Source organism: Paenibacillus sp. FSL W8-0439 (assembly GCF_038008995.1).
Taxonomy (GTDB): Bacteria; Bacillota; Bacilli; order Paenibacillales; family Paenibacillaceae; genus Paenibacillus; species Paenibacillus polymyxa.
Map to the genome: position 1 here is coordinate 5,067,458 of NZ_JBBPAK010000001.1, position 17,543 is coordinate 5,085,000.

Annotated in this window: 10 protein-coding genes, 11 tRNA genes and 2 rRNA genes (1 of these 23 cut by a window edge); 2 read left to right on the top strand and 21 right to left on the bottom strand. The window is 44.0% G+C overall.

What is annotated here, in order from left to right:
- The first annotated feature begins 711 nt into the window (after positions 1–711).
- Both MKX36_RS21745 and loaP read left to right on the top strand, forming a co-directional pair.
- Positions 712–1,764 carry a hypothetical protein gene (locus tag MKX36_RS21745; protein WP_107735202.1) on the top strand — a complete coding sequence of 351 codons (1,053 nt, stop codon included), beginning with the start codon at positions 712–714 and terminating at the stop codon, positions 1,762–1,764.
- Between the two features lie 48 nt (positions 1,765–1,812).
- Positions 1,813–2,364: an antiterminator LoaP gene (gene loaP, locus MKX36_RS21750; protein ID WP_217484960.1), complete on the top strand. Its 552-nt coding sequence runs from the start codon at positions 1,813–1,815 to the stop codon at positions 2,362–2,364.
- 175 nt (positions 2,365–2,539) lie between these two features.
- Here loaP and MKX36_RS21755 read toward each other — a convergent pair whose 3' ends face one another.
- The 21 genes from MKX36_RS21755 to MKX36_RS21855 form a co-directional block, all read right to left on the bottom strand.
- Complete coding sequence (locus MKX36_RS21755) at positions 2,540–2,809, bottom strand: transposase (RefSeq protein WP_312027564.1); 270 nt, start codon at positions 2,807–2,809, stop codon at positions 2,540–2,542.
- A 355-nt stretch (positions 2,810–3,164) separates the two neighbouring features.
- Positions 3,165–4,997 carry a glutamine--fructose-6-phosphate transaminase (isomerizing) gene (gene glmS, locus MKX36_RS21760; RefSeq protein WP_016818743.1) on the bottom strand — a complete coding sequence of 611 codons (1,833 nt, stop codon included), beginning with the start codon at positions 4,995–4,997 and terminating at the stop codon, positions 3,165–3,167.
- A 631-nt stretch (positions 4,998–5,628) separates the two neighbouring features.
- Positions 5,629–6,969: a phosphoglucosamine mutase gene (gene glmM / locus MKX36_RS21765; RefSeq protein ID WP_017427765.1), complete on the bottom strand. Its 1,341-nt coding sequence runs from the start codon at positions 6,967–6,969 to the stop codon at positions 5,629–5,631.
- Positions 6,970–7,028: 59 nt separating this feature from the next.
- The gene (locus MKX36_RS21770; protein ID WP_017427766.1) at positions 7,029–8,498 is read right to left on the bottom strand and encodes a CdaR family protein; all 1,470 of its coding nucleotides are present in this window, start codon (positions 8,496–8,498) and stop codon (positions 7,029–7,031) included.
- A complete protein-coding gene (cdaA, locus tag MKX36_RS21775) occupies positions 8,495–9,328 on the bottom strand; it encodes a diadenylate cyclase CdaA (protein WP_013373237.1) in 834 nt (277 codons plus the stop codon). The genes MKX36_RS21770 and cdaA overlap by 4 nt, the downstream gene beginning before the upstream one ends.
- A gap of 221 nt (positions 9,329–9,549) precedes the next feature.
- Positions 9,550–10,173 (bottom strand): anti-sigma factor, encoded by a 624-nt coding sequence (locus tag MKX36_RS21780; RefSeq protein WP_045245420.1) that lies wholly within the window; start codon positions 10,171–10,173, stop codon positions 9,550–9,552.
- A gap of 150 nt (positions 10,174–10,323) precedes the next feature.
- Complete coding sequence (sigW, locus tag MKX36_RS21785) at positions 10,324–10,890, bottom strand: RNA polymerase sigma factor SigW (RefSeq protein WP_013373239.1); 567 nt, start codon at positions 10,888–10,890, stop codon at positions 10,324–10,326.
- A gap of 190 nt (positions 10,891–11,080) precedes the next feature.
- A complete protein-coding gene (gene ppc, locus MKX36_RS21790) occupies positions 11,081–13,873 on the bottom strand; it encodes a phosphoenolpyruvate carboxylase (RefSeq protein ID WP_045245419.1) in 2,793 nt (930 codons plus the stop codon).
- A gap of 727 nt (positions 13,874–14,600) precedes the next feature.
- Positions 14,601–14,671: transfer RNA gene (locus MKX36_RS21795), tRNA-Gly, on the bottom strand.
- Between the two features lie 9 nt (positions 14,672–14,680).
- Positions 14,681–14,754 (bottom strand) — tRNA-Pro (locus MKX36_RS21800).
- Positions 14,755–14,776: 22 nt separating this feature from the next.
- Positions 14,777–14,853, bottom strand: a tRNA-Arg gene (locus tag MKX36_RS21805).
- A 5-nt stretch (positions 14,854–14,858) separates the two neighbouring features.
- Positions 14,859–14,933: transfer RNA gene (locus MKX36_RS21810), tRNA-Gly, on the bottom strand.
- 10 nt (positions 14,934–14,943) lie between these two features.
- A tRNA-Leu gene (locus MKX36_RS21815) sits at positions 14,944–15,024 on the bottom strand.
- A gap of 12 nt (positions 15,025–15,036) precedes the next feature.
- Positions 15,037–15,112, bottom strand: a tRNA-Lys gene (locus tag MKX36_RS21820).
- A 4-nt stretch (positions 15,113–15,116) separates the two neighbouring features.
- Positions 15,117–15,191, bottom strand: a tRNA-Gln gene (locus tag MKX36_RS21825).
- A 55-nt stretch (positions 15,192–15,246) separates the two neighbouring features.
- Positions 15,247–15,322: transfer RNA gene (locus MKX36_RS21830), tRNA-Val, on the bottom strand.
- 11 nt (positions 15,323–15,333) lie between these two features.
- A tRNA-Glu gene (locus tag MKX36_RS21835) sits at positions 15,334–15,405 on the bottom strand.
- 11 nt (positions 15,406–15,416) lie between these two features.
- Positions 15,417–15,489, bottom strand: a tRNA-Thr gene (locus tag MKX36_RS21840).
- 3 nt (positions 15,490–15,492) lie between these two features.
- Positions 15,493–15,568, bottom strand: a tRNA-Asn gene (locus MKX36_RS21845).
- An 18-nt stretch (positions 15,569–15,586) separates the two neighbouring features.
- Positions 15,587–15,703, bottom strand: a 5S ribosomal RNA gene (rrf, locus tag MKX36_RS21850).
- Positions 15,704–15,853: 150 nt separating this feature from the next.
- Positions 15,854–17,543 (bottom strand): 23S ribosomal RNA (locus MKX36_RS21855); it runs 1,235 nt beyond the window's last position.

Consider the following 17,543-nt stretch of genomic DNA (forward strand, 5'->3'; position numbering starts at 1 on the left):
AAAAGTTATGAAAAAGCTCATAAAAACAAGCATTTGGGCTGAGGGGAAGAGGGGATTACATCCAGTTATAGAAGAGCATTTTACGAAATGACCCGTAACATGGGCGGGATAAGCTTACAATCCCCCTCACCATACGAAGGGGCACGGCGTTTTCCAAGATTAATTTTGAGATTATTGATCATTCCGATAAAATACTGTTTCGTTCCATTTGAAGCCACGTCCACCGGAAACTTGTTAAAGATCACGGGGATCATCAAACGAAACGAAAAAACGTAAGCACCTATATTCGCAAGTATCAAGTGGGAAGGGTCTCGACGGGCTAAAGATGAACCATTCCCCAGAACGCCAACTCGATTAGCCAAGGAACAACAAGAACAGTTTAAACGAGTCATTGTTGACATTCATTAAGTTGGGTTAACAGCAAAGTTCATTTGGAACAGGCAATATTATTTGGAAAGAAGATGAGCAGTATACCGCTGAGATTTTCTTGGCTTTTCTTCAAACGGTGCTGAGCGTGTATCCGTCAGGAAAAATCGTCATGATTTTGGACAACGCGTCCTTCATCCTCCGATGCAGCATGACTACCTTAAACTATTATATGGCATCTTTAATGGGAATTCCTGCAAATGAAATGAACCCTCTAGTTTAATTTAGAGAGACTTAAGTAGTAACGATGAAACAGCATATGACGACACTATAGGAGTGAAAATAGTGAAAATAGCGAAAAAAAGTCTGTATTTAGGTAAACCTGATATTGGATGTTATCCAATTCATGCCAACATGACGTCTATTTTATCTAATCATCCTTCGTATAAAAATTGGCTATTTACAAATTACATGCAACTAAGGCTGGATTTATATCAAGCTTCTGATTCAAGTATTGCAGAAGAATATTATATGGAATTTTATCAGCCGCTTATGAGAGAATATCATCCATTATTAAATATTCATAGTTTGAGTAGAAAAATTATCCATATTACAGATATTAACATTCTTGATTTTTTGATTAAATCGGTACAATGTGGAAATTATATATATGCATTAATTGATAGACAATTTATATCTGAATACAATATGAAGGAAAGTTCGATGCATGATTTATTTATTTATGGTTACGATCTAGACAAGAAGGTGTTTTATATAGCTGATTATTTTTCAAGTCCATTTCCTACATACAAACACTGCAAAGCCACTTTTGATGAAATAGAAAAGGCATTTAAAGAAAAAATCAATTATTCAGATGATCTTTGGGATGATATATTTGGCATCCAAATAATCAGTTTGAATAAATGGAAAAAATATGAATTCAACTTGGAGTATTTCATGCAGTCTTTAAATGATTATATAAATTCAACTAATACTGCTAGGAAATTTGAATTAATTGAAGGCATACCTGCAAAAATGCCGGAATTGCAATTACACGGCAGTTTAGACCCAAAATTTGGGATGAGTATTTATGACAGATTATGTGATCTTGCAGATTTCAATCCTCAGTTTCTGAGAGCGATGCACATCTTGTATGAACATAAAGTATGTATGACTAAAAGAGTTGCTTTCTTTGGTGAAATTGGATTACTTGATGGTGATTTGTACATGAATTATTTTATAGAAATTGAAAAGAGAGCAGAAACTTTGAGAAACTATATTATTAAACAGATACTGAAAAATAACAATTCCAAACGAAAAAAAATGATATCGATGATAACTGAGCTGGCGTCACTTGAACTTGAGTGCCTTGGGAAATTATCTCTTGCTCTTAAATAATAGGATCTTCAAGCTGGGGAAGTGAAAACTAAATTAGGGGTAAATATCATGCACTGGTATGCATATTTTGTGGAAACTGGGAAGGAAGATTATATAAAGAACAATATCGATAGTACTTTTGATAGTGATTTCCTAAGATGTTTAGTTCCAAAAAGAAAAATACCAGAAAAAAAGAATGGTCATTCTTATGAGGTTGTAAAGCCGATATTCCCAGGATATATCTTGGTAAATACAAAAATGAATTTTAATACGTATTATAAACTTAAAGAGATACCCAGATTATATGAACTTTTAAACTATAGAGGCATTAACGGGAAAAAGAGCTTTGAATATGAACCGAAAGTTGATGAGCAAGATAAATACTTTAGAAAAATTAATGAGGACGAAATTACGGTTCTGCTAAAACTATTAAATAAGGAAGATGTATTGGAATTTTCAAAGATTATTCTTATGAACTCAAAGGTGACGGTGAAATCAGGCCCTCTTAAAAATATGGAGAGCATTATTAAGAAGATCGATAAGCATAAGAATCGGGCAAAAATTTCGCTTGGTTTCTTGAATTCGGAAAGGACGATAGACGTTGGGATCGATATCATATGAGGGTAGGGTGGAATTGTGAAAGTATACGATAGCATTTGTTGTACGCTTCAAAAACACAGTATACATTATAGGACCATAATGCACGAATCAGAAGGAAATACCAAGCTTGCCAGTATCATTAGAGGGCATGATTTAAATAAAGCAGCCAAATCACTAGAGCGTGTCTGAAAACTCATCACTGAGTTAATTTGAAAATGGCGGCTATGTATACAAACGACAAGAATGACCTGGCCAACTTGTCGTAACGAGTAGCCATACGTCGAAAGTGTTTGATTTTATTGAAAAAGCACTCCACTAGGTGGCGTTCTTTGTACCGGTACCAGTCGACTTTCCATGGATTTTGGCTATTCGCTTTAGGCGGAATAGTGTAGGAAGCCTGCTTAGCTGTAATCCAATTTCGAATCGCTTCTGAACCGCAGGCCTTGTTGCCAAGAATACACTCTATATGGGAATTGAAATTTCTTTAATTGCTATAATTATATCAAGAGAGGGTCTGTATTTATCTTGCTCCAGCTCACTCAACGTTCCTTGAGAAATTCAAAATCATATTTGCAAACTTTATTTGATTTAAGTTGTTTGTTTTTCTAATAGTTCGAATTCGTTGGCCTATTGTAGACATAATTGCCCTCCTAAACTAAAAAGATCCCGATATATCATCGGGATCTTTCTTGATGTTTGTAAAATGACTAGTTCCAGACTTTTTTTTACTGGTTCCACAGTTTTTTTATTGGTTCCATACATCTTTTACTGGTTCCACACTTTTTTATCACCAGACAATGAAATTAGAATTTTACTAAAGCTTATTCTACAGTAACACTTTTCGCCAGGTTACGTGGTTTATCAACATCATGACCTAGTGCAAGCGATGCGTAGTAAGCCAACAGTTGGAGAGCTATAACTGAAATGGCAGCCGACAGAATCGGAAGTGTTTTTGGAATTGCAAATACTTGATCTACGGATTTCAACAGCTCGACAGCATGCTCTTCATATGTGATTGCAAGCACGTCACCGCCACGAGCTTTGACTTCCTTAATGTTGCTCACGGTTTTTTCCAACACGGATTCCTGTGTTACCAAAGCGATAACTGGAATTCCCTCTTCGATCAATGCCAGTGTACCATGCTTCAGTTCACCCGCAGCATATGCCTCGGAATGAATGTAGGAGATTTCCTTGAGCTTCAGGGAACCTTCCTGTACTACAGCATAGTCTTGACCACGACCAATAAAGAATAAGTGCTTGTTGCTAGCAATTTGCTCAGCATAGGCTTTGATCGCATCTGCTTTACCCAACATCTCTTCTACTTGCTCTGGCAGTGATTCCATAGCAGCCAGCACATGAGCTACTTGCTCATCCGTTTGTGTGCCACGTACTTGAGCCAGATACAGACCCAACAGATAAAATGCAATCAACTGGGAAGAATACGCTTTGGTGGAGGCTACGGCAATTTCCGGTCCTGCCAGTGTAACCAACACATCATCTGCATCACGGGCGATAGAGCTGCCGACTACATTTGTAATCGCCAGTACATGAGCCCCGTTTGCTTGTGCTTCACGCAGTGCTGCCAATGTATCAGCAGTTTCACCGGATTGACTCACCACGATCACCAATGTCTCTGGTGTTACGATAGGAGAACGGTAGCGGTACTCGGAAGCTACATCGTTTTCTACCGGAATACGAGCCATACTTTCAATAACCGTACGGCCAATCAAACCAGCATTGTAAGCTGTACCACACGCTACAATTTGAATGTTGCGGATATTTTTAATTTGTTCTTCTGTTAGCTTCAGCTCTGGAAGAACAACTTTTTTAGTATCTTTATCGATACGACCCAACATCGTGTCACGGTAAGCCTTAGGCTGTTCGTGAATTTCTTTCAACATGAAATGCTCATAGCCGCCTTTTTCCGCTGTAACAGCATCCCATTCGACATGAATCATTTCCCGAGAAATAAATTGGCCTTCGATTGTCATTAATTCGACAGCATCACTAGTCAGAACAGCCATTTCGCCATCGTTCAAAATAAATACATTGCGTGTATATTTCAGAATAGCCGGAATGTCGGAACCGATAAAGTTCTCGCCTTCTCCCACACCAATAACCAACGGACTGGCTTGACGAACAGCTACCAGCTTATTAGGCTCGTGCTCGGTCAGCACCCCCAGTGCAAAAGCACCGCGCATAAAGGTAATTGCTTTTTGTACTGCTTTAACAATATCTCCTTCATACTCACGCGCAACCAGATGGGAAATGATTTCTGTATCCGTTTCGGAAATAAAGGTATGACCTTCGCTGATCAGCTGTTCCTTCAGTTCCAGATAGTTCTCAATAATTCCGTTGTGAACTACAGAGAACTTTTGGCTCTCATCCAAATGCGGATGGGAGTTTTCATCAGAAGGCTTACCGTGCGTTGCCCAACGTGTATGTCCGATGCCTGCATGACCTACCAACGGTGTACCATCCAGTTTAGCTTCTAGGTTCGCCAGACGACCTTTTGCCTTGGCTACTTGCAGTCCTGAATCTGTAAACACGGCAATACCCGCAGAGTCATACCCGCGGTACTCCAGCTTCTTCAGTCCGTCAATCAATACCTCTTGCGTATTCTGATTACCAATATATCCTACAATGCCACACATATTCGTTATCCTCCCGATCATCATTTCACAAAACGACTCATCACAGGACTAACGTGTGCGGTAGATTGTGGAATAAAGTTCATTCATCTATGAAGTTGTCAATGATAACTATAGAATTTACAGGCATCTCTTCACGAATGTAACGAAATTCCCAAACCGCGCACGCCAATGATGATGGCCGCACATTCATGAAATGAATCTTATAATTTAGGTTATAAAATAATTAGGGCATCTACCGGTGCGTTGTGTAAACAGTTGCCTGTTCATTTTCCGCTGCCGGTTTACGGGTTGATGCTTCACCGGAAGGTCCCCGCCGAATGTTTCGAACACCTTCACCTCGTCAGCTTGCTTTGTCGTGAACCGATTGCGAGCAACATCATCTCAACGGAATCTATTGCTTCTCCACCAAGTTCCCCCGCACAAAATCAAGCTCTGGCGCTTGTAATACGTTACCTCACAACCCTCGCTTTCTCTATCTGAGTCACAGCATCCCTATATTATATTCAGCAGAGCATCATTTGGCAATGACACTTTATTCATAATTACACCCTAAAGGCATTAAAGCATTAGTGAATAACCGCAAACGCGGTTGCCTGCTTGTGTTTAACAGGCAACCCACGTTTACAAAATTTTAAACTAATTCTTTTTTCACGACATCTACGATCTGTCCGACAAATTGCTCCAGCTCATCCTTATCCGGGCCTTCGGCCATCACACGAATAAGTGACTCTGTACCTGAAGCACGGACCAATACACGCCCATTATCGCCCAATTGTTGTTCCACCTGTTCAATCGCTTCTGCAATCGCAGGGTTCCCCTCGTAATTACGTTTGTCCTGCACACGTACATTTACAAGAACTTGTGGATATTGTTTCATAAGCGATTTTAGTTCGCTCATCTTCTTGCCAGAAGCTTTCAGGGTATCTACCAGTTGAATCCCCGTCAGCATGCCATCGCCTGTCGTATTGTGATCAAGGAAAATAACATGACCAGACTGCTCACCGCCCAGATTAAATCCACCCCGACGCATTTCTTCCATCACATAACGGTCTCCGACCGCAGTTTTTGCAGTCTTGAGAGCTAGCTTTTCAGTAGCTTTATAAAAACCGATATTACTCATTACTGTCGATACAATAGTGCTGTCCTTGAGTTTTCCAGCCCGGTTCATTGCATCTCCGCAAATACAGAGAATGTAGTCTCCATCAACCTCTTCCCCGTTCTCATCAATTGCGATTAGGCGATCGGCATCGCCGTCAAAGGCAAGACCAATGTCCGCTTTCAAGCGGCGCACTTCCTCTTTCAGCTTTTCAGGATGAGTCGAGCCGCAATGATCATTGATATTCAATCCGTTTGGCTCCGCGCCGATCGTATGCACTTCAGCTCCCAAATCCGCAAAAAGCTTCGGCGCCAGCTCATAAGCTGCTCCGTTTGCACAGTCCAATACTATTTTTAGGCCTTCAAAAGAATGACTGATTGTTGTTTTCAAAAACTCCAGATAATCGTAGCGGGAATGCTCGTCTACAACAACCGTGCCCAATCCGCTGCCAATCGGACGAGGCAATTGGTCTTCTTTCGCATCCATGAGCTCTTCAATTTTCAATTCCGTTTCATCGGTTAATTTAAACCCATCGCCGCCAAAAAACTTAATCCCGTTGTCCTCAACAGGATTGTGAGATGCTGAGATCATGACACCAGCGTCCGCTTTCAATTGCCGTGTGAGATATGCCACCCCAGGCGTCGAAACAATACCTAGGCGAACCACATTAGCCCCAATAGACAACAAGCCGGCTACCAGTGCCGATTCCAACATCAGTCCAGATATCCGTGTATCCATACCAATAACAACTGTCGGTTTCTCTACATTACCTGCTAAAACATATCCGCCGCAGCGGCCAATGCTATATGCCAGTTCGGCTGTTAGTTCCTGATTAGCAACGCCTCGTACACCATCTGTACCAAAATATTTCCCCATGTAAAATGACTCCCTTTTTTTGTCTAATAATCTTGATCATTTACTACAGATAAAACATGTTATGGCTGACCGTTCTCCGAGGTTCCATTCGCAGAAGATTCTGCGCCGTTATGAGGACTTGTTTTATCCTCCGCAGCTGCGTTGTCCCCGGTATTTGCGTCAGAGTTGCCACCTTGATTGCCTTGCCCCTCCTGTGGCCTCTCCTGCCCCTTATCACCACTACCAGAGGGGTTTGATTCATTCTCACTATTCGGATTCGTTACAGCAGGCGTAGAAGGGCTCTCAATGTTTACCGTTGCCTTTAGTTGGCCGGCATTCCCGGCTTGCGTAATGTATTTAGGCAAGCCTACTTTTAGGGTAACCTCGTGTTGACCAGCCGCGAGGCCACTTACATTTGCCACCAAACTAACGTCATCATTGGTTAAATTGTTTACCAAATCCTGCGGGCCCTTCACAGTAACATCCATCGTCTTGCCTGCGGGTGCTATAATAGTCGCGTTAGCTCCATCTCCTGCACCTTGTAAAACGATTGGGATGCCTGACAGCGTCCGTTCCGTATCTGTAACTTCATTGGAAGGAACGACGGTCACCTGAATTTGTATTAACCCTGGCTCGATTTTATCAGAACCTGAGGGAGCTGCCAAATTAGCTTGAACTGTACGGGTCCCCGCTTCCGTAAATTGACTCAGATCGAGTGTAACCGTGACATAAGAGCTCAGGCTGCTTAATACACCCTGTGATGCATATACCGCCGCTTCCTTCACGTTTGCGTTTACTTTAGAAAGCGCCAATCCGTCTGGTAGCTCTCCGGAATAGACTATCTTGACAGGCACAGACTTCGCCTGCTGAGTGACCGGGATTTCAACTGACACAGTGGATGGCTCAATTACCGCACCTGTGAGTTCCTGCCCCTTTTTGTTATAGGCCTTCAGCTTTACCCGTTTCTGTTCAAACTTTTCTGAGATGCCATCCGTGTTAACAGCCCCTTGCACCGCAGTAACGGTATTCAGCTGGCTTTTGGGTAAAGTAACCTTTACTGTTTGAGGAGCAATCACAGGCTTACCGAGCTGTAGCCCCGCATCTGGACTACCCTTAGGTACTATAGATACATTAAATGATTTCGTTTGTTTTTCCTCAATTGTTACTGTAACACGGTTAGGAGTCATGGATACCAATTCCACCCCATCCGGTAAATCCGGTTCAAGTGACAATGTTTTAGTGCCTGCTCCTAAGCCGCTTAAGTTTAATTTTGCCTGATAATTATCCGCGAAAAAAGTAGTCAGGACAGAGCGCTGTCCTCTGACCTCCATCTTTACATGATCAGTATCCATCGTAGACAGCACATATTTTGAATCATCCAGACCACTGGCCTGAATGGCCACATTATCAATTATTTTATTATTGTAGGAAACGGTCAATGTAGACGAAGGAGTACCTGTATCCAGATGAACCATTCCCCACAGCATTATAGCAACCGCAAGCGCCAATATCTTGGAAATCGTATTATTGTTAATCCATTTGTCCATCATGAATTTCCACGGCCTCCCCTCCGATTCCAGAATGAGCCGCGTTTTTCCTTCAAAGACGGTGTTGGCCGCAACTCCTCATACAGCTTGGAGATTAGGGATTCTTCCTTAATGTCACGCACGACCTGACCATTGATAGCCAACGAAATTTGCCCTGTTTCCTCCGATACCACGACAGTTACGGCATCCGTTACCTCACTCACCCCAATTGCAGCCCGATGACGGGTTCCCAACTCCTTGCTAATGAAGGGATTTTCCGATAATGGCAAATAGCAGGCCGCAGAGGCAATCTGTTTATTTTGTATAATCACCGCACCATCATGCAAAGGCGTATTGGGAATAAAGATGTTAATTAGCAGTTCAGAACTAACTACGGCCTGTGTCTTGATACCAGACTCCGTATATTCGTTCAGTCCTGTCTCGCGCTCGAATACGACCAATGCTCCTATTTTTCTACGTGATAAATAATTCAGCGCCTTAATCATTTCTCCAATTAACTTATTGATCTCTTCATCATCTACTGACGAACGCCCAAATAGTTTACCACGTCCCAACTGCTCTAGAGCACGACGTAACTCAGGCTGAAAAATAATAAAAATAGCCACTACACCAAAGGTGAACATCTGATTCATCAACCACTTGAGCGTGTACAAATCAAACCAGGTACTAACCGCCCAAATAACGACCAGGAACAGAATCCCTTTTAACAATTGAACTGCTCGCGTTCCGCGAACAAGTAAAATAAGCTGATACATAATATAGGTTACGATTAAAATGTCGATAATATCTTTAATGGACTCTTTCCAAGTCAGGTCCGCAAAATAATCCAACATGCGCATGCCCCCGCAATTTTCTGTAGTGAGTGGGTGTAATATGTACACAGTATGCTCTCTCTATCTAGGTTATAACGATCAGGCTCGCGTTGCAAGCTGTGCGACAAAAGAATCGCCAAAATCAGTAAAATACAGTACAATTCGCCAGACCTAGATACAAAAAAACGCCTTTTCCAGCGGAAAAAGGCGCTCGATATCGCTCTTGCCATTTCAAGCTTCTTTTATCGAGAAGACGGTCCCCCGAACAAATCGGTAACCTTGTACCAAATCCAGTCCAAGGTTTGATCGATACTTTTAACCTGTCCTGCAATATGGGCGGTTGAAGCTTGATAGTACGAGCCGTCAATCACAGTAAGATTTCCTTCTACATCACCGTATACACGTGCCTCACCATTCTGTACTGTTAAATCTCCGGCAATGGATTTCCCTTCAGGTACAATTACAGTATCGCCCTGAATAACAACTTGATCTAGATTGCTTCCTTTGACTACTAATTGATGGTCCGTGCTAGAAAAGCTGGCCATACTTGAGCATATCACAATAAGGAAGAAGGCGGCGGCTGTTACAGCGGGATGCCTCTTCACCCAAGCTAGCATAGGCACCGCAGGCTGTCGTTTATGCGGCGGCAAAGCATTCATAATGCGAAATGTCAGCTCATCCGATACACACGGCACTTGATGATAGCGTGTACCGTAAAGCATCGCATCCGTCCGCTCCAGCTCTTTAAAACGCATGCGGCATTCCGGGCAGACTAACAAGTGTTGTTCCAACTCATGTTTGTCCTGCTCAGACAGGTCGCCATCTAGATAGTCATGCATAAAAGAGACGGCTTGTTTGCAATCCATATGAGCCAATCCTTTCTAATATTCTTCCGTGTTTCTCAACATAACATGCTCCGGCTTAGAAACTTTGCTCATCTTACATACGTTACAACGAACATTATGTTTCATAAAAACATCTGCGCAGGCTCTTTTCCTAGAATGCATGCACAGCATTTATAGCTTGTGCTCCAGTTTTTTGCGTAAAAAATCCCGTCCCCTGTGTACTCTTGTCTTAATTGTGGTAACTGGGAGATTGAGCACATCGCTAATTTCCTGTAAGGAAAGCTCCTGCAAATATCGTAGAACCATAATCGTCTTGTATTTATCCGGAAGGCTGTCAATGGCGTCATGAATTAAAGCTTGCGTTTCCGACAACAGCGTACTCCCTTCAGGGGTAAGCTCTTCACTAGCAAGCATGGCGTACCCATCAACACCTTCTTGATCATTCATTTCAGCATCAAGTGAGTATGTAGGTTTTCTCCTTCGCAGACGATCAATGCACAGATTTGTAGCAATCCGATAAATCCAGGTTGAGAACTTCTGTCCATGGTCATACTTTTCCAGGTTACGATACACACGCAAAAAAGTTTCCTGCACCAAATCCTCCGCCTCATGACGATTACCTAGCATCCGGTAGGAAAGATGAAAAATCCGATCTTTATATAACTCGACTAACTCCGCAAAAGCTCGCTGATCACCTTTCTGCACCAGCCTAACCAAGCGGCTTTCCATATTATCCACTCTATACTCCCCCAGACTTGCTGATGGGTTACTTATTACATGTTTATGATTATTCATCGTAGTTTAATTTTATCCAGAAATCAACTGAAGTGTGGACACAAGTAACAAACTCGCGCTTCATTACTATAAACACAGCACAATCGGGCACTCCATGAGTACCCGATTGCCTGTATCATACGGCCAAACTATATCAGCCTGTGTTTCTCAAGCCTGCGGCAATTCCGTTAATCGTCAATAGTACCTCACGCAGCATTTCAGCGTCATCACCGTTCTGATTACGCAGCTCGCGTAGCTCACTCAGCAATTGAACCTGCAAATAACTTAACGGATCGACATAAGGATTACGCAACCGGATAGATTCCTGAATAACAGGTACATCGTCCAAAATCTCAGATTGTCCGGTTATTTTCAAAATCAATTCAGATGTCAGCTTGAACTCTGCAGAAATCTGCCCGAATATACGTTGCCGTGCTTCTTCGTTATCCGACATCCCAGCATACTCCTCTGCAATCAGCAAATCCGCTTTAGCGATTGCCATTTGGAGTGTATCAATAAGCGACCGGAAGAAGGCAGAGTCTCTAAACATCGTTTGCAGCACTTTAAGGTTATCTTCATTGTTTTGATAGTAGCTTTGCAAACCTGTTCCTGCCGCATACCAAGCAGGTAGCAAGTAACGACTTTGTGTCCACGCAAAGACCCATGGAATAGCGCGCAAATCCTCAAAACGTTCACTGTTCTTACGCTTGGAAGGACGAGATCCAATATTCAGCTCGCCTACCTCAGGCAACGGTGTAGATTCTTTGAAGAAAGTGAAGAAATCTGGATCTCGGAAAATCAAATCCTGATACTTCTCCAGTGATACTTCGGAAATACGGGCAATAATCTCCTCCCAGCTTTCCTCGAACACTTCTTTCTTTCCTGAGCGATGATACGCAGCAGCCGTAATTAACGCCGATGTCGCCTGTTCCAAGCTCCGATATGCAATCCCCTTGAGCGAGTAGCGGGATGATAGCACTTCGCCTTGCTCCGTAATCTTAATTCCTCCACCAATGGTATGAGGAGGCTGAGCCAGAATACTGCGGTTAAGTGGCATTCCTCCGCGCCCCAGCGCTCCTCCACGTCCGTGGAAAAACTTCACTTTTGCGCCATACTCGTTCACTACTTCCGTAATGCTATTCATAGCGACCCGAAGTTCCCAGTTCGCTGTAACCACACCGCCATCCTTATTACTATCCGAGTAGCCTAGCATGATCTCCTGAAGCTCATCCATCGCGGCTACAGATTGTCGATATACAGGCAGGTTCATCAATCTTCTCATAATATCAGGTGCAGCATGCAAATCATCTATCGTTTCAAACAAAGGAACGGATTGCAGCGTACTAATGACAGTGCCATCCTTCTCAATGCGGAACAGGCCTACCTCTTTGGCTAATACCATAACCTCAAGCAAATCACTGGCACCCTGAGTCATACTGATCAAGTAGCTTGTAATGGACTGCTTGCCAAATTCCTCCTGAGCCAAATAAATCGTACGATATACATCAAGACATTCCTGTGTGCTATCGCTATATTTCAAATATGGCGAAGTAATCGGACGGGGTTCATTTAGCAGCTGTTCCAGCAGATCTATTTTTTCTTCCTCTGACAGCTTACTGTAATCTGACACAATATTCATTTTAGAAAGAATTTCAGTCATCGCATTTTCATGCTCCTGACTGTGCTGACGTACATCCAGCGTAGCTGTATGAAAGCCGAATAGCTCTACCTGACGAATCATCTTTTGAATATACGTGTCTGCCACATAATCAGCAAAATGATGACGCAGGCTGCTGGCAATCACATTCAGATCTGCAATAAGCTCTTCTGCGGAGCTATAGCGTTCCTTAGTACCCTGTTTGCTCTCATCCAAAACGTTATTCACCTTAGCAATCATATATGCTAGTTTGATGCGATAAGGCTCTTTTTCGTTATGCCATACTTCCATTTTTTTAAGTGTGATGTGGGCGCGATCTTCTTCAATAGAAGCCAACAAATCATCAGAAACTCGCACAATGCTGGTACTAAAGCTCAAGTAACCCATGAGTTCCTTCAGCGTGTGCTGATACTCTCTCAAAGCCAGCTTGCGTTGCATACACAACGTTTCCCAAGTCACATGAGCTGTAACAGATGGATTCCCGTCCCGGTCTCCACCGATCCAAGAACCAAATCTCAAATAAGTTGGAATGTGCCATTTTTGCTCAGGATAATATTTATCCAAACATCGCTCCAATTCTTGGTATACATCTGGCAATACATGAAACAAGGTCTCATGAAAATAATACATTCCATTTCTTACTTCATCTAATACAGTTGGCTTTCGATCACGCAGTTCATCCGTCTGCCACAGTGTAATTACTTCATTAAGCAGATTTTCCCGTACCTGTTCTCGCTCACGCAAGGTAAGCATCGGATTATCCAGCAGCATGACGTCTTCAGAAATACGTTTGTGGATATCCAGAATTACTCGTCGTGTTGCTTCTGTAGGATGTGCAGTCATGACCAGCTCCAAGGAGAGTTCATTCAGCATGTTGCTAACGTCCTCAGCGGAGAAGCCTCCTTGTTTAAGCTCCTGAACGGAACTTTCGATAGAACCGGGTTGAACCTCTTCACCAGCGGAATGCTCATAATCCCGCTTACGACGAATACGATGGTTTTGCTCAGCGATATTCACCAACTGAAAGTAAATCGCAAACGCGCGAATAACCTGGTGACGAATATCCGTATCCAGTCCACTGACCATTTGTTTGAAATTCTCGTATAACTCCGGCTGATACCCGGCACGTAACGATTTACTTGCCTCACGTATTTTCTCCACGATATCCAAAAGTTCGTTGCCACCTTGATGAACCAAAACCTCACCAAGAATATTTCCTAGAAAACGAACGTCCCGCCGCAGCAGATTGTTGGATTGGTTTTTGTTAGCGGTTAACGTAAGCTCAGTCATGCTTTTCCCCCCATCTGATCTGTTCCACACCATATTCAGTTGTAGCAAAGGTACGTATACACACGAAATTTGACACTTTCTTAACATCATACAATAAAAACGTATGAAAAGCTGCAAAATTTACAGGAAAAAATCATGCTTTTGAAATACTTTTTTGGAGAATATATTGGTCACTTATACATAAAAATGAAATTAATAAATAAAACTGATTTTAGACGCTAAAAATGCGCGAAACATTATGCACAGTCTCTTTTAAAAAGCGTGTTTCCAAAGGTACAAATTCTTGTGTCATGATGTGTATATGTTTATTATTTGTTGACAAAGTGAAATTCATTGCGCTCTATCCACAAAGATATACACAAATAAGCCATAATCTCAGTATTCTAAATCTGTTTACTCATTAATCCCTACGTGTTACCCACATAAATAAAGAAGAGTGTGTAGAACAAAAGGAGCAGGTGTAAAGTTATCCCCATGAATTTCGTAACATAATAATTATAGGATTCCTATTTTCAATGGATTTGATCACGAATTTAGCCTTACTACAGGAAAAAGGGGGCCGTAAGAGGGGAAATCCGGGTCTAGGTGATAAATGCCTATGTAGGATATGCACAAGTCATCCCCAACCGTGCATGGCAAGAGACATCATTTAATGATCTATATACCTAGAAGTTAATATATTGTGGACAAAATAAAAAGAAGCCTTTCGGCTTCTAGGTAATCGGTAAGCGGGTGATGGGAATCGAACCCACGCTATCAGCTTGGAAGGCTGAAGTTCTACCATTGAACTACACCCGCAAATCAGTATCGGGATGACACGATTTGAACATGCGACCCCCTGGTCCCAAACCAGGTGCTCTACCAAGCTGAGCTACATCCCGATATTATATTTTTTTAAAAATATGGCGCGCCCTGAGAGATTCGAACTCCCGGCCTTTTGATTCGTAGTCAAACGCTCTATCCAGCTGAGCTAAGGGCGCAAATATGGAGCGGACGACGGGAATCGAACCCGCGACCCTCGCCTTGGCAAGGCGATGCTCTACCGCTGAGCCACGTCCGCAAAAACAGGATGCGCGTGGAGGGACTTGAACCCCCACGTCAAAGACGCTAGATCCTAAGTCTAGTGCGTCTGCCAATTCCGCCACACGCGCATGCAATGATAATGGTGAGCCATGAAGGACTCGAACCTTCGACACCCTGATTAAAAGTCAGGTGCTCTACCAACTGAGCTAATGGCTCTTAATGGCTGGGGATATAGGATTTGAACCTATGCATGACGGAGTCAAAGTCCGTTGCCTTACCGCTTGGCTAATCCCCAATATGCATATGATTCACAATTCCCCTATATTTCATCCATGTAAGAGAACAAAATATGGTGGAGGCTGAGGGGATCGAACCCCCGACCCTCTGCTTGTAAGGCAGATGCTCTCCCAGCTGAGCTAAGCCTCCATACTATCCTATGACCCGTAGGGGATTCGAACCCCTGTTACCTCCGTGAAAGGGAGGTGTCTTAACCCCTTGACCAACGGGCCATCCTGTAACAAGCTCTCAACCGGGATCGAACCGGTGACCTCATCCTTACCATGGATGCACTCTACCTACTGAGCTATGAGAGCAAATGGCTCCCCGAACAGGACTCGAACCTGTGACAACTCGATTAACAGTCGAGTGCTCTACCAACTGAGCTATCAGGGAATAATAATTATAAAACTCGCTTGGCGGCGTCCTACTCTCCCAGGACCCTGCGGTCCAAGTACCATCGGCGCTGGAGGGCTTAACGGTCGTGTTCGGGATGGGTACGTGTGGAACCCCTCCGCTATCGCCACCAAACATGAATTTGCCTCGCAAATTCCTTCGTAAGGTTATTCGGTTCATCACAGATTCTGTGAATGAATCGCCATACGCTTGTTGTATGTACTTCTACATACCTTCAAGGTTACACCCTGAAAACTGGATCCGAAACTTCATTGCGTCTTATCTTAGGATAAGCCCTCGACCGATTAGTATTGGTCAGCTCCATGCATTACTGCACTTCCACCCCCAACCTATCTACCTCGTCGTCTTCAAGGGGTCTTACTAATTGGGAAATCTCATCTTGAGGGGGGCTTCACGCTTAGATGCTTTCAGCGCTTATCCCTTCCGTACATAGCTACCCAGCGGTGCTCCTGGCGGAACAACTGGTACACCAGCGGTACGTCCATCCCGGTCCTCTCGTACTAAGGACAGCTCCTCTCAAATTTCCTACGCCCACGACAGATAGGGACCGAACTGTCTCACGACGTTCTGAACCCAGCTCGCGTACCGCTTTAATGGGCGAACAGCCCAACCCTTGGGACCTACTTCAGCCCCAGGATGCGATGAGCCGACATCGAGGTGCCAAACCTCCCCGTCGATGTGGACTCTTGGGGGAGATAAGCCTGTTATCCCCAGGGTAGCTTTTATCCGTTGAGCGATGGCCCTTCCATGCGGTACCACCGGATCACTAAGCCCGACTTTCGTCCCTGCTCGACTTGTAGGTCTCGCAGTCAAGCTCCCTTCTGCCTTTGCACTCTTCGAATGATTTCCAACCATTCTGAGGGAACCTTGGGGCGCCTCCGTTACTCTTTAGGAGGCGACCGCCCCAGTCAAACTGCCCACCTGACACTGTCCTCGTACCGGATTACGGTACCAAGTTAGAACCTAGATACGATCAGGGTGGTATCCCAAGGATGCCTCCCTTCAAGCTGGCGCTCAAAGTTCTACGGCTCCCACCTATCCTGTACAGATCGTACCCAAATTCAATATCAAGCTGCAGTAAAGCTCCATGGGGTCTTTCCGTCTTGTCGCGGGTAACCTGCATCTTCACAGGTATTAAAATTTCACCGGATCTCTCGTTGAGACAGCGCCCAAGTCGTTACGCCATTCGTGCGGGTCAGAATTTACCTGACAAGGAATTTCGCTACCTTAGGACCGTTATAGTTACGGCCGCCGTTTACTGGGGCTTCGGTTCATAGCTTCGCCCGAAGGCTTACCACTCCCCTTAACCTTCCAGCACCGGGCAGGCGTCAGCCCGTATACTTCGCCTTGCGGCTTCGCACAGACCTGTGTTTTTGCTAAACAGTCGCTTGGGCCTTTTCACTGCGGCCCCCTCGGGCTATTCACCCTACCGAGGCACCCCTTCTCCCGAAGTTACGGGGTCATTTTGCCGAGTTCCTTAACGAGAGTTCTTCCGCGCGCCTTAGAATTCTCTTCTCGCCTACCTGTGTCGGTTTGCGGTACGGGCACCTTCTCCTGGCTAGAGGCTTTTCTTGGCAGTCTGAGATCATGACCTTCGCTACTATAATTTTCGCTCCCCATCACAGCCCAGCCTTACGATGTGCGGATTTGCCTACACATCAGCCTCACTGCTTAGACGGACATCCATCAGTCCGCGTCACTACCCTACTGCGTCACCCCATCGCTCATAACGGATTACGGTGGTACAGGAATTTCGACCTGTTGTCCTTCGACTACGCCTATCGGCCTCGCCTTAGGTCCCGACTTACCCTGAGCGGACGAACCTTCCTCAGGAACCCTTAGGCTTTCGGCGGATCTGATTCTCACAGATCTTTTCGTTACTCATACCGGCATTCTCACTTGAATGCAGTCCAGCGCTCCTTCCGGTACACCTTCAACCCGCATTCAACGCTCC

Coding starts and splice junctions, on each gene's coding strand:
- glmM (WP_017427765.1), bottom strand. CDS start 6,969: ATGGGGAAATATTTTGGTACAGATGGTGTACGAGGCGTTGCTAATCAG.
- ppc (WP_045245419.1), bottom strand. CDS start 13,873: ATGACTGAGCTTACGTTAACCGCTAACAAAAACCAATCCAACAATCTG.
- MKX36_RS21770 (WP_017427766.1), bottom strand. CDS start 8,498: ATGATGGACAAATGGATTAACAATAATACGATTTCCAAGATATTGGCG.
- cdaA (WP_013373237.1), bottom strand. CDS start 9,328: ATGTTGGATTATTTTGCGGACCTGACTTGGAAAGAGTCCATTAAAGAT.
- MKX36_RS21780 (WP_045245420.1), bottom strand. CDS start 10,173: ATGGATTGCAAACAAGCCGTCTCTTTTATGCATGACTATCTAGATGGC.
- glmS (WP_016818743.1), bottom strand. CDS start 4,997: ATGTGTGGCATTGTAGGATATATTGGTAATCAGAATACGCAAGAGGTA.
- loaP (WP_217484960.1), top strand. CDS start 1,813: ATGCACTGGTATGCATATTTTGTGGAAACTGGGAAGGAAGATTATATA.